The sequence below is a fragment of the Dechloromonas sp. ZS-1 genome (assembly GCF_039649255.1).
In the GTDB taxonomy this organism is placed as follows: Bacteria; Pseudomonadota; Gammaproteobacteria; order Burkholderiales; family Rhodocyclaceae; genus Azonexus.
Map to the genome: position 1 here is coordinate 316,159 of NZ_JBDIYD010000002.1, position 13,138 is coordinate 329,296.

At 61.6% G+C, this 13,138-nt stretch carries 15 protein-coding genes; 8 read left to right on the forward strand and 7 right to left on the reverse strand.

What is annotated here, in order from left to right:
- Nucleotides 1–68: 68 nt before the first annotated feature.
- A complete protein-coding gene (locus tag AACO21_RS04325; RefSeq protein WP_346191262.1) occupies nucleotides 69–1,937 on the reverse strand; it encodes a methanol/ethanol family PQQ-dependent dehydrogenase in 1,869 nt (622 codons plus the stop codon).
- Nucleotides 1,938–2,154: 217 nt separating this feature from the next.
- Here AACO21_RS04325 and AACO21_RS04330 point away from each other — a divergent pair, with 217 nt between their 5' ends.
- From AACO21_RS04330 to AACO21_RS04340, 3 genes are read left to right on the forward strand one after another with little or no spacing between them, the layout of a single operon-like run.
- Entirely contained in the window at nucleotides 2,155–3,444 is a 1,290-nt protein-coding gene (locus tag AACO21_RS04330; RefSeq protein ID WP_346191263.1) for a sensor histidine kinase, read from the forward strand.
- Nucleotides 3,441–4,082, forward strand: a complete 642-nt coding sequence (locus AACO21_RS04335; RefSeq protein ID WP_346191264.1) for a response regulator transcription factor — start codon at nucleotides 3,441–3,443, stop codon at nucleotides 4,080–4,082. The genes AACO21_RS04330 and AACO21_RS04335 overlap by 4 nt, the downstream gene beginning before the upstream one ends.
- A 30-nt stretch (nucleotides 4,083–4,112) precedes the next feature.
- Complete coding sequence (locus AACO21_RS04340) at nucleotides 4,113–4,967, forward strand: cache domain-containing protein (protein ID WP_346191265.1); 855 nt, start codon at nucleotides 4,113–4,115, stop codon at nucleotides 4,965–4,967.
- A gap of 73 nt (nucleotides 4,968–5,040) precedes the next feature.
- On the opposite strand, the gene AACO21_RS04345 is transcribed toward AACO21_RS04340, so the two are convergent.
- A complete protein-coding gene (locus AACO21_RS04345) occupies nucleotides 5,041–5,517 on the reverse strand; it encodes an Lrp/AsnC family transcriptional regulator (protein WP_346191266.1) in 477 nt (158 codons plus the stop codon).
- 152 nt (nucleotides 5,518–5,669) lie between these two features.
- Between AACO21_RS04345 and AACO21_RS04350 the strand changes: the two genes are divergently transcribed.
- From AACO21_RS04350 to AACO21_RS04365, 4 genes are all read left to right on the forward strand, one after another.
- Nucleotides 5,670–6,788, forward strand: coding sequence for a branched-chain amino acid ABC transporter substrate-binding protein (locus AACO21_RS04350; protein WP_346191267.1), 1,119 nt, complete (start codon nucleotides 5,670–5,672; stop codon nucleotides 6,786–6,788).
- A gap of 378 nt (nucleotides 6,789–7,166) precedes the next feature.
- On the forward strand, nucleotides 7,167–8,687 hold the full coding sequence (locus tag AACO21_RS04355) for an aldehyde dehydrogenase family protein (RefSeq protein ID WP_346191268.1): 1,521 nt from the start codon (nucleotides 7,167–7,169) through the stop codon (nucleotides 8,685–8,687).
- Nucleotides 8,688–8,846: 159 nt separating this feature from the next.
- Complete coding sequence (locus tag AACO21_RS04360; protein WP_346191269.1) at nucleotides 8,847–9,218, forward strand: DUF779 domain-containing protein; 372 nt, start codon at nucleotides 8,847–8,849, stop codon at nucleotides 9,216–9,218.
- A gap of 21 nt (nucleotides 9,219–9,239) precedes the next feature.
- Nucleotides 9,240–9,551, forward strand: a complete 312-nt coding sequence (locus AACO21_RS04365) for a c-type cytochrome (protein ID WP_346191270.1) — start codon at nucleotides 9,240–9,242, stop codon at nucleotides 9,549–9,551.
- A 222-nt stretch (nucleotides 9,552–9,773) separates the two neighbouring features.
- Here AACO21_RS04365 and AACO21_RS04370 read toward each other — a convergent pair whose 3' ends face one another.
- The gene (locus AACO21_RS04370; RefSeq protein ID WP_346191271.1) at nucleotides 9,774–10,097 is read right to left on the reverse strand and encodes a hypothetical protein; all 324 of its coding nucleotides are present in this window, start codon (nucleotides 10,095–10,097) and stop codon (nucleotides 9,774–9,776) included.
- A 30-nt stretch (nucleotides 10,098–10,127) separates the two neighbouring features.
- Between AACO21_RS04370 and AACO21_RS04375 the strand changes: the two genes are divergently transcribed.
- Nucleotides 10,128–10,406, forward strand: coding sequence for a hypothetical protein (locus AACO21_RS04375; RefSeq protein WP_346191272.1), 279 nt, complete (start codon nucleotides 10,128–10,130; stop codon nucleotides 10,404–10,406).
- Here AACO21_RS04375 and AACO21_RS04380 read toward each other — a convergent pair.
- From AACO21_RS04380 to pedF, 4 genes are read right to left on the reverse strand one after another with little or no spacing between them, the layout of a single operon-like run.
- The gene (locus tag AACO21_RS04380; protein ID WP_346191273.1) at nucleotides 10,396–10,929 is read right to left on the reverse strand and encodes a cytochrome b/b6 domain-containing protein; all 534 of its coding nucleotides are present in this window, start codon (nucleotides 10,927–10,929) and stop codon (nucleotides 10,396–10,398) included. The two genes, AACO21_RS04375 and AACO21_RS04380, sit on opposite strands and share 11 nt — an antisense overlap.
- Entirely contained in the window at nucleotides 10,926–11,858 is a 933-nt protein-coding gene (locus tag AACO21_RS04385; RefSeq protein WP_346191274.1) for a beta-propeller fold lactonase family protein, read from the reverse strand. Before AACO21_RS04385 ends, AACO21_RS04380 begins: the two co-directional genes overlap by 4 nt.
- A gap of 10 nt (nucleotides 11,859–11,868) precedes the next feature.
- Complete coding sequence (locus AACO21_RS04390; protein ID WP_346191275.1) at nucleotides 11,869–12,717, reverse strand: transporter substrate-binding domain-containing protein; 849 nt, start codon at nucleotides 12,715–12,717, stop codon at nucleotides 11,869–11,871.
- Entirely contained in the window at nucleotides 12,707–13,135 is a 429-nt protein-coding gene (gene pedF / locus AACO21_RS04395; RefSeq protein ID WP_346191276.1) for a cytochrome c-550 PedF, read from the reverse strand. The genes AACO21_RS04390 and pedF overlap by 11 nt, the downstream gene beginning before the upstream one ends.
- Nucleotides 13,136–13,138: the final 3 nt, after the last annotated feature.

Below are 13,138 nucleotides of genomic sequence, written 5' to 3' on the forward strand. Positions count from 1 at the left end.
CATGCAGCACCGGCCCCGCCCGGAGCACTACCCGACTGCGCAGCACTCCGCCCCAGATCATTGGCCGCTCAGCGCTTGGCCGATTTGGGCAGCTTGAACACCCACATCGAGCCGCCCTGCGTCACCTGCTTGGTCAGATCGGCCATGTCGCCGCCCCAGAGTGGCACCGCGCCACCGTATCCGGACTGGATACCGACAAACTGCTCGCCGTCCATTTCCCAGGTGATCGGCACCGAAACCACGCCGGAGCCGGTCTGGAATTTCCACAGTTCCTTGCCGTTCTTGGCATCGAAGGCTTTGACATAGCCATCAGAGGTGCCGGTGAACACCAGGCCGCCGGCAGTGGTCAGCGTGCCGGCCCAGAGCGGGAATTTCTCCTTGTGTTCCCAGGCGATCTTGCCGGTCTTGGGATCGATGGCGCGCAAGGTACCAACGTGGTCGTCAAACAGACGCTTGATGCGGAAACCTTGGCCAAGATAGGCGTTGCCGGCCTTGTAGGTCAGCTTTTCGGTCCAGTAGTCCATCGCCCAATGGTTGGCAGGGATGTAAAACAGCTCGGTCTGCGGGCTATAGCTCATCGGCATCCAGTTGGTGCCCCCCAGGAAGGGTGGCGAGACGAAGATCGACTCACCCTTCTCGGCCCCTCCCTTGGGCAATTGCGGCCGGTTGTCGGCCTCAATCGGTTTACCGGTCTTGAGGTCGAAGCCCTTGGCCCAGGTGATGCCTTCGACAAACGGCCAGGCGCCGATCAGCGAGGTCGGTTTATTCGGGTAGCCAGCGCCCTCGGAGAGCTTCTCGCGGTCGGTGACGAAGAAGAAGCCGTTGCGGTCGGCGTGGGCCGAGGCCTTGACCAGCTTGCCGGTCTTTGGATCCTTGTACTCAAAGAGCACGACCGAGTTATTGCCGGAGAAGTCCCAGGCGTCATTCGGGGTGTGCTGGTAGAAGCCCTTCAAATCGCCGGTGCTGGCGTCGACATAGGCCTGACCTGAGGTAAACAGGCTGTCCCAGTTGCGCGGATCGTCGCCTTCCTTGGTCCGGTGCCAGGTGTTCCACGGCGCCGGGTTGCCGGAGCCGATCACGACCATGTTCTTATCCACATCGTAACTGGCGGTTTGCCACGGTGCACCGCCGCCGTGGTGCCAGGCTTCGACCTTCTTGCCATCCGGCCCTTCCGGCCAGCTCGGCGCCTTCGGGTCGCCGGTCGGGGTGCTTTCCTTCCCGTTCAGACGGCCCATGTGGCCTTCGACCATCGGCCGCGCCCAGACTTCCTCACCGGTCTCCGGATCGCGGGCAAAGAGGTAGCCAACGACACCGAATTCGTCGCCGGACGAGCCATGCACCAGCAGCACCTTGCCACTCTTCTGGTCCTTCACGACAAACGGGGCACCGGTCATCGTGTAACCCACTTTGTGGTCGCCAAACTTCTTGCGCCAGACGACCTTGCCGGTGTCCTTGTTGAGTGCGACGATGGCCGCATCGAGGGTGCCGAAATAGATTTTGTCGCCGTAAATCGCGGCGCCCCGGTTGATCACGTCGCAGCAGGGACGGATGTCGTCCGGCAAGCGGGCCTCGTACTCCCACAGGCGTTTGCCGGTGCGCGCATCAATCGCGAAGATGCGCGAATAGGAGGCGGTAACGTAGATCACGCCATCGTGCACCAGCGCCTGGGCCTCCTGCCCGCGCTGTTTTTCGCCGCCGAAGGAAAAGCTCCAGGCCGGCACCAGATTCTCAACGTTCTTCGTATTGATTTTGGTCAGCGTACTGTGGCGCTGCGCCTTCAGGCCAAGGCCGTAAGAAAGCACGTCACCGGGCGTTTTGTCGTCGTTAAGGATGTCTTCCCAGCTGACGGTCTTCCCGGCCAGTGCGGGCGAAGCGCAGGCAAGGGCAACCAGGCCGGCAAGCAGGGTCTGGCGGTGGGAGTGGCGTGGGGTAGTCATGATCTTGATTGTCTCCGGATGTGGTTCGTCAGGCCCGTTTGGCTCGTCTGGCTCGGGCTCACCCGTCGCTCACGACAGGTGGGGCGAGTATAGGAAGCCGCTTTTGCGCCTGTCTTGGGAGGGACGCCCGCGCAATCCGGGAAATTTTCCCGAGTCACTGACGGTGCCGGTACGAAACCTGCAGAGCCGTGTGTCATCAACTTGAACCGGGCCACACATGGATCTGCGTAAACGACTTCTGCTCTGGCTGGGCTGCCTGCTCACCGGCTTGCTGCTGATGGCGGCGGCGATCAGCCTGCACTCGCTGCTCAGCGACATCCGTACCGAAGTCTCGGCCTCGGAACGGCTGGTCACCTTTCTGGTCAGTGCAAGCCAACAGGGCGCGCACTCGGCGAGCGAGCTCGAAAACCAGTTGCGCGATGCCGGTTTCCGCCACATCAAGATTGCGACCCGGCCCGAAGCGTTGCAGCCCGACGATCACGCCCCCCTCGCCCGCCTGCTGGGTAGCACACCGCTCACCAGTACGGCACACATGATCCGATTGGGGGAACATCAGTTCTGGATTGCCCCCAACCCGCAATCGGAAATCGAGGAGCGTTTGGCGAGCACTGTTCGACTTTGCATCACCCTACTGCTCTATTCTGGAGCAACCCTGCTCGCCGCCTGGTGGGCAGCGGATCGTGCGCTGACCCCGGTACGCGATCTGGAGGCCGGCCTCTTGCGTCTGGCCGACGCCCAGCCCAGCCCTCTGCCCGCCTTTTCTCTGCGGGAATTCAGCCGTGTTGCACAGGCTATCAACACGCTGGCCGGTACGCTGGAGACGGCCCGCGCCGCACGCCAGCAACTGGCTCGAGACCTCCTGAGTGTCCAGGAAAACGAACGCCAGACGCTGGCAAGGGAATTGCATGATGACCTGGGTCAAAGCCTGACAGCCATCGGTCTGACGGCCGCCTATCTGGAACGTAATGCCGAACAGCTCGACGCGCATCAGATCACCGACTGTGCCGGCGAACTCAAGCGGGATGTCCGTCAGATTGGCGAGCAGTTACGCCACATGCTCAAGCGCCTTCGCCCGCATGGGCTGGATGCTGCAGGACTGAACAGCGCCCTGCGCGATCTGGTGGATGGCTGGCAGCACCGGGATACCGGCATCGAGTTTCAACTGTTGATCGCGCCTGCGCTGCCAACCGTCGATGCACAAGAAGCGCTGGTCATCTACCGGATCGTCCAGGAAGGCTTGACCAATGTCGTCCGGCACAGCGGTGCCACGCAGTGCCGGATTGACGTCGGGCATGACCCGTACGGCCTGCACGTGCGGGTCGAGGATGACGGAAAGGGCTTGCCCGAGGTCGGTATCGCCCGGCGAGGGGGATTGCTGGGTATGGAAGAACGGGTTGCCATGGCGGGCGGCAGCATGACTGTGAGCAGCACCGTGCCGCACGGATTGCGGCTCGATGTCCGCTTGCCGCACCGGGCACAGGAAACGGAACGCGAGGAGGAAGCATGATCCGCATCATTCTGGTCGATGACCACGCTGTCGTACGCTCGGGCTATCGTCGTTTGCTCGGCAGTGAACCTGGCTTCCAGGTCGTGGGAGAAGCAGCGAGCGCCGACGAAGCCTATGCGCTGGCCGTCGAGCAAATGCCCGACGTGGCGGTTGTCGACCTCAGCCTGCGCGGCAGCAGCGGCATTGAAGCCATTCGGCGGATACTCAGCCGCGCGCCGCGTACCCGTATCTTGGTGCTGTCGATGCACGAAGGTGCCGGCCACGTCACCCAAGCCCTGCGTAGCGGCGCCCTCGGCTATCTGACCAAGTACAGCGAGCCGGAACGGGTCATCGAGGCCATCCGCAAGGTGGCCGGCGGTCAACGGGCTTTTTCACCTGAAATTGCCCAAATCCTGGCCGATGAAGCCATCGAGGGGGAGCGCCCCTTCTCACACCTGACGCCACGTGAATTTGAAGTCCTGCGCCTACTGGCGCATGGCGAATCGGCCTTGCACATCGCTCAGTCCATGCACCTGAGCCCCAAGACCATCCTGAACTATCTCTCTCTGATCCGCCAAAAACTCGATGCGGAAACCGATTTCAAGCTGTTGCATCTAGCGGCTCGGCACGGCCTGGTCACGATGCCGAGTGCCAGCTGACCTTTCTTTCATGCAAAAACGGAGACACTCATGACATCACGCTCGATCCGCCCCTTGCTTGCCGGGCTCGCACTTGCCCTTGCTGCGGTAGCCGCCCAGGCCGCCGACCACGCCACCCCGCGCGAAGCCCGCGCCCTGTTTGACCAGGCCGTGCGCTATCTTCAGGCGAACGGCCCGGACAAGGCCTGGGCTGCGTTCAACAACCGCAAGGGCCCTTTTGTCCGCAAGGATCTGTATGTCTATGTGATCGACCGTCAGGGGACCTATGTCGCCAACGGCGCGGCACCGGAAGCGCTGGTCGGCCTGAAGGTGCTCGATAGCGTCGATGCGGCGGGCAACCCGCTCTTCCGCGAAATGATCGCCATCACCGACAAGCAAGCGGAAGCCAAGATCCGTTACGTCTGGCTCAACCGCAAGAGCAACCACGTGGAGCCCAAGGTGGCCTGGCTGCATCGCGAGGGGGAATACATTCTCGGGGTGGGCTATTACGCGCCCCGGTCAACGGCCGAGGATGCCCGAAAAATGCTCGATGCCGCCAGCGCCCAGATGCGCCGTAGCGGCAGCACCAAAGCCTTCAGCAGTTTCAATAACGTCCGCAGCCCCTTTGTCCGTGACGATCTTTATGTTTTCGCCGTGAATCTGAAAACAGGCAAATTCGAAGCACACGGCATGAATCCCAAGCTGACCGGCACCGATGCCAGCAGCTTGCACGATGTCGAAGGGCGCCCGCTGGTGCAGGACATGATCGAGCTGGCCAAAACCAAGGGTGAAGGCACGGTCGACTATGTCTGGCGCAACCCGGTGACCAACGCCGTAGAGCAAAAGCGGACCTTCATCCGTCGCGAGCAGGACAGCCTGATCGGCGTCGGTTTCTACCGCGAATAAGTTCCAGCAGGCCAGCCCGGACTGCTCCGGGACGGCCTGCCTCCCATGGACTCAGGCAGGCAAATGCCCTGCCTCAGACATCGATCGAGGTCCGTCTCGACACCGTACGCAGCGCAAAGCTGCTCTTGATCCGCGCCACGCCCGGCAGGCGCGACAAATGCCGGCGATAGACCCGCTCGTAATCCTGCGGATCTTCGGCGATCACCCGCAGCAGGTAATCCACGTCGCCCGACATGAAATAGCACTCCATCACGTTCGGGCAGCCGGCCACGGCTTTCTCGAAGGCGCGCAACGCTTCTTCGCTCTGGCTCTGCAGGCTGATCTCGACAAAGAGATTGGTGCGCTTGCCGAGCTTCTCCTGATTGACCAGCATCACATAGCTGTCGATGACCCCCGCCTGCTCCAGGCGCTGCACACGACGCAGGCAAGCCGGCGGCGACAGATTCACCTGCTCGGCCAGCGCGACATTCGACATGCGGCCATCGGCTTGCAGCAGACGCAGGATTTCAAGATCGACGGAATCGAGGGAAAACCCTTGGTTTGCAACCATATTTCGTTCAATAAAAGAAAAACGAAACTATATTGCACGAAAGCAGGATTTAACCAATCAATTAACAATCAAATTAGCGAAAAACTGAACAAAAATCGTGTTTTTGAAGTTCGCCGCCCAAGCGGCACCCTTTTGCCTGAAAAGGACACAGCATGAAGAAAATCGCCCTCGCCATCGCCTGTATCGGCACCCTGGCGTCCACCACGGCCCTGGCTCAAACCGTTGTCAAAATCGGCTTCGCCGGCCCCTTGACCGGCCCGATCGCCCACGTCGGCAAGGATGAGGAATTCGGCACCCGCCTCGCGCTGGACGATGCGAATGCCAAGGGCGTCACCATCAACGGCCAGAAGATCCGTTTCGAACTGATGTCCGAGGATGACCAGGCCGATCCGCGTCAGGCCACCGTCGTTGCCCAGCGTCTGGTCGACGCCAACGTCAAGGGTGTGGTCGGTCACGTGACTTCCGGCGCCGCCATTCCGGCTGCCTCGATCTACGAACAGGGTGGCATTCCCGCCATCACCCCGTCCGCAACCAGCCCCAAGCTGACCCAACAGGGTTTCAAGGTCGCCTACCGCGTCATCGCCAATGACTTCCAGCAAGGCGAAGCCATGGCCAAGTATGCGGTCAACGTGCTCAAGGCCAAGAAAATCGCCATCGTCGATGACCGCACCGCCTACGGCCAGGGCCTGGGCGATGCCCTCGCCGACAACCTGAAGAAGTTGGGCGTCACGGTCATTGCCCGTGAATACACGACCGACAAGGCCGTCGACTTCACCGCCCTGCTCACCCGCCTGAAGAGCAAGCAGCCGGATGCCATTTTCTACGGCGGCATGGATGCCCAGGGCGCACCAATGCTCAAGCAGATCAAGCAACTGGGCCTGAACGTCAAGTTCCTGTCCGGTGACGGCGTGTGCACCAGCGAAATGCTGAAGCTCGCGGCCCAGGCCATGTCCGCCGATGTGTATTGCACCCAGGCCGGCGTACCGATCGAAAAGATGGCGGGTGGCAGCGAGTTCAAGACCCGCTTCAAGCAGCGCTTCAACACCGATGTGCAGCTTTACGCCCCCTACGCCTACGATGCCACCAATGCGCTGATCGAAGCCATGAAGCTGGCCAATTCGACCGATCCAGCCAAATACCTGCCGCAACTGCAGAAGGTCAACTTCAAGGGCGTCACCGGCACCGTGGCCTTCGATCCGAAGGGCGACAACCGCTTTGGCGGCATCTCCCTGTACCAGTTCAATGCCGGCAAGTGGGCTGTGCTGAACTGATTTTTGCCTGATTGAGCGCCGATTTCGGCGCATTTCACCCCCAACGCCCTGCCCGGACACGCCCGGCAGGGCGTTTTGCTGTGGACTGCTGAAATGCCATGGAGCAGTGCTGCTCCAAATCTGAACAACTGCTCCAGACAGAACAGCTGCTTCCTGTCAGGCGCACCGGCAGAAAACGTCAAACACCCAAGGATGAAATTTTAAAACATTGATTTAAAAGGTATTTATAAATACCGATCACATTTTTCTCCAAGCTGGCACGCCCCCTGCGAATAAGGTGGCACGAGCCAGCGCGGTGCCGGATCTCCGACTCCCTCCCTTCGGCGCTGCGTGCGGCTCGACCTGTTCGCAAACACTCAATACCAGATGGAGACAAACATGATCTACGCAGCCCCTGGCACCGCCGGCGCCAAGATTGCCTACAAGGCAAAATACGACAACTTCATCAACGGCAAGTGGACGCCGCCGGTCAAGGGCGAGTACTTCGACGTCCTGACCCCGGTCAATGGCAAGGTTTATACCCAAGCTGCCCGCTCCACCGCCGAAGACATCGAACTGGCCCTGGATGCCGCCCACGCCGCCTTCCCGAAGTGGGGCAAGACCGACGCGACGACCCGTTCCAACATCCTGCTCAAGATTGCCGACCGCCTCGAAGCCAACCTCGAACTGCTGGCCTATGCCGAGACCGTCGATAACGGCAAGCCGATCCGCGAAACCCTGAACGCCGACATCCCGCTCGCCGTCGACCACTTCCGCTACTTCGCCGGCTGCCTGCGCTCGCAGGAAGGCGGCATCTCGGAAATCGACGAAAACACCATGGCTTACCACATCCATGAGCCCCTCGGTGTCGTCGGCCAGATCATTCCCTGGAACTTCCCGATCCTGATGGCCGCCTGGAAGCTGGCCCCGGCCCTCGGCGCCGGCAACTGCGTCGTCCTGAAGCCGGCCGAATCCACCCCGATCTCCATCCTGATCCTGATGGAACTGATCGCCGACCTGCTGCCGCCGGGCGTACTGAACATCGTCAATGGCCTCGGCCGCGAAGCCGGCATGCCGCTGGCCACCAGCAAGCGCATCGCCAAGATCGCCTTCACCGGCTCCACCGCCACCGGCCGCGTCATCGCCCAGGCCGCTGCCAACAACCTGATCCCGGCCACCCTGGAACTCGGCGGCAAGTCGCCCAACATCTTCTTTGCCGACGTGATGGACAAGGACGACGGCTTCCTCGACAAGGCCATCGAAGGTCTGGTGCTGTTTGCCTTCAACCAGGGCGAAGTGTGCACCTGCCCGAGCCGCGCCCTGATCCAGGAATCGATCTACGACGCCTTCATCGAGCGCTGCCTCAAGCGCGTGGCCGCGATCAAGCAGGGCTCGCCGCTCGATACCGAAACCATGATCGGTGCCCAGGCCTCGCAGCTGCAGATGGACAAGATCCAGTCCTACCTTGCCCTCGGCAAGGAAGAAGGCGCACAAGTGCTGATCGGCGGTGAGCGCGCTCACCTCGGTGGCGACATCGAAGGCGGCTACTACATCCAGCCGACGCTGTTCAAGGGCCACAACAAGATGCGCATCTTCCAGGAAGAAATCTTCGGGCCGGTACTCGCCGTGACCACCTTCAAGGACGAAGCCGAAGCGCTGGCCATCGCCAACGACACCCTCTACGGCCTCGGCGCCGGTGTCTGGAGCCGCAACGGCAACGTCGCCTACCGCATGGGTCGTGCCATCCAGGCCGGCCGTGTGTGGACCAACTGCTACCACGCCTACCCGGCGCACGCTGCCTTCGGCGGCTACAAGGAATCCGGTATCGGCCGCGAGACCCACAAGGTCATGCTCGACCACTACCAGCAGACGAAGAACCTGCTCGTCTCCTACACCGAGACCAAGCTGGGCTTCTTCTGATCCCTTCACCGCCGGTGCGGTCGTCGCGCCCGACTGGACGCGACGACGCCTTGCCCGGCGACCAGCCATCTCCTCCATTTGCCCAGGTTTCGATGCTTGCGGGCAATGTTTCGGGGGCGGGCAACCGCCCCCTCTTTTTTACGGAAACAGGAGACTCGTATGGTTGAACGTGTCATCGCCACTGCGGCAGCACTGGCCCTGATCGATGAACTCAAGGCACAGCACGGCCCCGCCCTGATGTTCCATCAGTCTGGCGGCTGCTGCGACAACAGTGCGCCCAACTGCTACCTGCCGACCGATCTCACGATCGGTGCCTACGACGTGCATTTGGGCGATATCGGGGATGTACCGTTTTACATCAGCGCCGGGCAGTACGAGTACTGGAAACACACCCAGCTGATCATCGATGTGGCGGTCGGCCACAGCGAAAACTTTTCCCTGGAAGGCAGTACCGGCAAGTCCTTCCTGACCCGATCGCGCCTGTTCACCGATGCGGAATGGGCAGAACTCCAGGCCGCCGGACTGGTTTGACTCTCTAGAAAGACCCGAATCATGAAAAAACTGAGCATGCTGAGCTTCGCTGCCGTCTGCCTGAGCGCCGCACCGCTCCAGGCCAGCGAGGCCATCGTCAAGAAAGCCCGTTGCGTGGCCTGCCATGTGGTCGATGCAAAACGCGTCGGTCCGGCTTATCGCGACGTGGCCGCCAAATACCGTAACGACCCGAAGGCCCCGGGCAAACTGTTCGAAAAAGTCCGCAAGGGCGGCTCCGGTAATTGGGGCGAGGTCCCGATGATCCCGCACGATCCGGACAAGATCAGCGATGACGATCTGAAAGCCGCCATCCAGTGGATTTTGTCGCTGTAACGCTGCGGCCAATCAGGACAAAAAAAAGCCCACGTTGAACGCGGGCTTAAATCCATTCCAATAAAGAGGATGGAGGAGACATGGGTTCTATTATTCACGAGTTTTTTGTGCGACGCAACAATACACAAAAACTATTTGGTAACGCCTTGTAACGGATAATTCAACAATCCGAAACCGATTTAAATCCGGCTTTGATTTTGCATTGCAACAAAGCACTTGGCGTCATTGCCCCAAGCCTTCCGGGTTGCCAGCCGCCCACTCAAGACCGTAGTCGCATAGCGGACGCCCCTCGTCACAGACGGCACCGCCCCCCTCAAAACGGTACAGACTGCGGCACACATCCCGCTTCAGGACAACGCTGTACTCACAAACACGGTCACCCTCGATGCGCCAGGCGCTCTCCAGCACCTCTCCGCGCAAGCGAACATAACGTTTGCCGCCCTGAGCATAAAACAACGGCACCTTGATGCCCTTCGCTGCGTTCACGTGGTACAGCGTATTGCCCGGCAACAAGGCACGCAAATCAGCCTCAGACAAGGGCTTCAAGCCCCGAGCCTGAAGATCGCTGATGGCCGCTTGAGCGACTACAAGCGTTTGCGGCAGGATGCCAGCCAAGCCGGCGATCAATACCGCATCGACATGGTTGCTCCTGATAAAAATGATGAACCTGAGCAAACGCTGCACAAGAGGCCTTTCTCGCCGCGCATGGTTGCCATGCTGATCAGGGCTTCCATTTTTCCCGGCCCCTGCAGCTTGAAGAGTTTTTACGCTACCTCAAGCGCAGCACCTTGCACCGAGCAGCCTGACCACGCCGGCAACATCTGCTCCACGATGGAGCAGGTGTTCATTTCTTGAACAGGCGAGCGGGCAACATGCGCTGCAGCACTGGCTGCCCGGCCAGTTGGTGACGCACTACGCCCGCCAGATGAAGCAGCAACAAGCCACAGCCCCCCCAGACAAAGGCAAAATGCAGGGACTTGAACGTGGCATTCCAGGTTTCGTCAGGCGCAAACAGCCGAGGCAACGGCCAGCCAAAGAATTTCACCGGATACTGCGTGAAGGACGAGGCCAGAAAACCGGCCAACGGCGCTGCCAGTAAAAACAGATACAAGCCACGATGCACCCAGGTCGCCACCCGCGCCAAATTCCCGTGCGCCAGACTGGGCGGCGGTGCGCCCCGCCAGCGCCAGCCGAGACGGCAGGCCACGACGAGCAAGGAAAGCAGCCCCAGCGACTTGTGCAGGTTGTAGGCCGCACTGCGCTCAGCCCCCTTGGGCAGATCGACCATGGTCCAGCCCAGCCAGAGCAGCCAGAGAATCAGCGCGGCCTGGGCCCAGTGCAGAAGCATGGCCGGCAAACGATAACGTTGAAGACTCATCGGACGGCCACTCCCCAAGGCAATTCGCCCACTTCAATGTCTTTCAGGACTGAAAAACTGGTGGTATCGATGACCGACACCGTACCGGAACGGCCATTGGCGACGTAGAGCTTGTCGCCAAGCGCCGTCAGCGCCATGTTCCAGGGCCGCTTACCGACGGTGACCGTCGCACTCACCTGCTGCGTCGCGACATCGATGGCCATCACGGAACCATCCCGCCCATTGGAGACAAAAACCCGCTTGCCATCCGGATGCACGGCAATCCCGTTCGGATACTGGCCGACCGCAATCTCGGCCACGACGCGCTGCGTCTGGGTATCCACGGCGTAGACCTTGCCGGCCAGTTCGCATGCCACATAGGCCAGACGCCCATCGGGCAGGAAACCGATCCCGCGCGGGCGCTTACCAACCGGGATGGTCGCCGTCTGACGCCGGCTACGCAGGTCGATCACGTCCACCTGTTCGGCCTCCTCGGCGCTCACATAGAGCCAGCGACCGTCCGGGCTGAACACCGCATGTTCCGGATTTTTCCCGGCCACCTTGATTTTGGCCACTTCCCGACGGTTGACCGTCGAGACGAGGTGCACTGCATTGTCATCCTCGATCGCCACCGCCAGCAGTTTTCCATCCGGTGAGAGGCTGACCCCTTCCGGCGAATCGCCCAGGCGCAGCGTGTCCAGCGTTTCGCCCCGCTTGCGGTCGACGATCATCAGGCTGCCACTTTTGCCATCCGTCAGATAGACATGCTGAGCCCCGACGGCAATGCCTCGCGGGCGCTGCCCGACCGGGACGGTGTGCACCACGGCATCACGCGTGGTATCGATCAGACTGAGCGTGGCCGATTTTTCGTTCGGAACATAAGCCAGTTCAGCCCAGACCGGCCAGGCCAGCGTGGCGAACAAGGCTGCACACAGGGTATTTCGACGCATGACGAACCTCTCAGGCGGGCATGTAGGTAATGCCGTAACGGGCAAAGATGGCGGCCAGACTGCCATCCCGCTTGAGGTCGGCAAGGGCGTCGCCCAAAGCATGGGCCAGGGCATCCTCTTCGACCTTCACGGCCATGCCGAGGGGCCAGCCATCGGTCGGCAGCTCAGGCAGGCGGCAGGCGTCCAGCACCACGCCGGCCTGACCGGCCACCGCAGCTTCCAACTCCCCGCGCGGCGCCAGGACAGCCGCAATGCGGCCGGCCGCGAGTGCTGTCGCTGCCTCGCCCACATTCTTGAAATGCACCACCTGCTCACGCAGACGGCCATTCAGCACGGACAGCAGGAAGGAATCCGCCATCGTGGCAGTCTCGACACCGATTTTTTCACGGGTAAAGGCTTCCAGGGCCACGGCTGCGGAGCCTTGCGGCGCCGTCGGCACACGGGCCGGATTACGCGCCATGGCCAGGGTTTCGCGATGATAGGCCCCGAAAATCCGGACCTTGTCATTGGCTTCGGCCAGCTTGCGATCGACCGGCACATGCATCATCACATCGGCAGGCTGCGTACCGAGGTAATGCCCTTTCCAGACCATGTTGCGCAGGTCGTCGTTCATGTCCTCATCGGCGGTATAGGCCACCACATCGGCCGCGACACCGAGACGGGCGGCCAAGGCACGCGCGATGTCCGCATCGACCCCTTTGCCGCCGCTCATCGAATAGGGCGCGAAATCGCGGTAGACCGCCACCCGCAAGCGTCCTTGCTGACGAACACGCGTGAGCCCGTCGGCCCGCGCCGGCAAGGCGGCCGCCAGGGGAAGCGCGGCCAGGCCCTTCAGCCAGAGACGGCGCTCATTCTTCATGGACCGTCTCCAGCCAGGCACGAATCGCCCACATCGCTTCCTGGCTCAGGGTGCCCTCGAACGGGGGCATATAGACGCGGCCGTCACGCACCGAACCTTTGCGGATGCGCTGCAGGAAAACCTCGTCGCCCTCGTCGCCCAGCGGCAGATAGCGCAGATCCGGCGCGATCCCGCCGGAGATGGCGCCCAGGCCATGGCAGCGGGCACAGTTCTGGTTAAAGGCAGAATCCCCGATCCGGATGGCGGTGGCGTTTTTACGGTAGGGGTTGCTGGCCAGGAATTCGGCCCCCAGTGCCTTGAGGCCGGTCGTATCGACAGCCTGCGGCACGACATCCCCGTGCGCCAGAACCTGGGTCGTTGCCACGGCAACGGTCAAGGCGGCGCCGATGAGGGTAAGCTTGCGGAAGGGGTGAGTCACGGT

Excerpts from the sequence above, each read along its gene's own strand:
- AACO21_RS04365 (WP_346191270.1), top strand. The coding sequence starts at position 9,240 with ATGAAAAAACTGAGCATGCTGAGCTTCGCTGCCGTCTGCCTGAGCGCC.
- AACO21_RS04380 (WP_346191273.1), bottom strand. The coding sequence starts at position 10,929 with ATGAGTCTTCAACGTTATCGTTTGCCGGCCATGCTTCTGCACTGGGCC.
- AACO21_RS04390 (WP_346191275.1), bottom strand. The coding sequence starts at position 12,717 with ATGAAGAATGAGCGCCGTCTCTGGCTGAAGGGCCTGGCCGCGCTTCCC.
- AACO21_RS04350 (WP_346191267.1), top strand. The coding sequence starts at position 5,670 with ATGAAGAAAATCGCCCTCGCCATCGCCTGTATCGGCACCCTGGCGTCC.
- AACO21_RS04385 (WP_346191274.1), bottom strand. The coding sequence starts at position 11,858 with ATGCGTCGAAATACCCTGTGTGCAGCCTTGTTCGCCACGCTGGCCTGG.
- AACO21_RS04330 (WP_346191263.1), top strand. The coding sequence starts at position 2,155 with ATGGATCTGCGTAAACGACTTCTGCTCTGGCTGGGCTGCCTGCTCACC.
- AACO21_RS04360 (WP_346191269.1), top strand. The coding sequence starts at position 8,847 with ATGGTTGAACGTGTCATCGCCACTGCGGCAGCACTGGCCCTGATCGAT.
- AACO21_RS04340 (WP_346191265.1), top strand. The coding sequence starts at position 4,113 with ATGACATCACGCTCGATCCGCCCCTTGCTTGCCGGGCTCGCACTTGCC.
- AACO21_RS04345 (WP_346191266.1), bottom strand. The coding sequence starts at position 5,517 with ATGGTTGCAAACCAAGGGTTTTCCCTCGATTCCGTCGATCTTGAAATC.
- AACO21_RS04335 (WP_346191264.1), top strand. The coding sequence starts at position 3,441 with ATGATCCGCATCATTCTGGTCGATGACCACGCTGTCGTACGCTCGGGC.
- AACO21_RS04325 (WP_346191262.1), bottom strand. The coding sequence starts at position 1,937 with ATGACTACCCCACGCCACTCCCACCGCCAGACCCTGCTTGCCGGCCTG.
- AACO21_RS04355 (WP_346191268.1), top strand. The coding sequence starts at position 7,167 with ATGATCTACGCAGCCCCTGGCACCGCCGGCGCCAAGATTGCCTACAAG.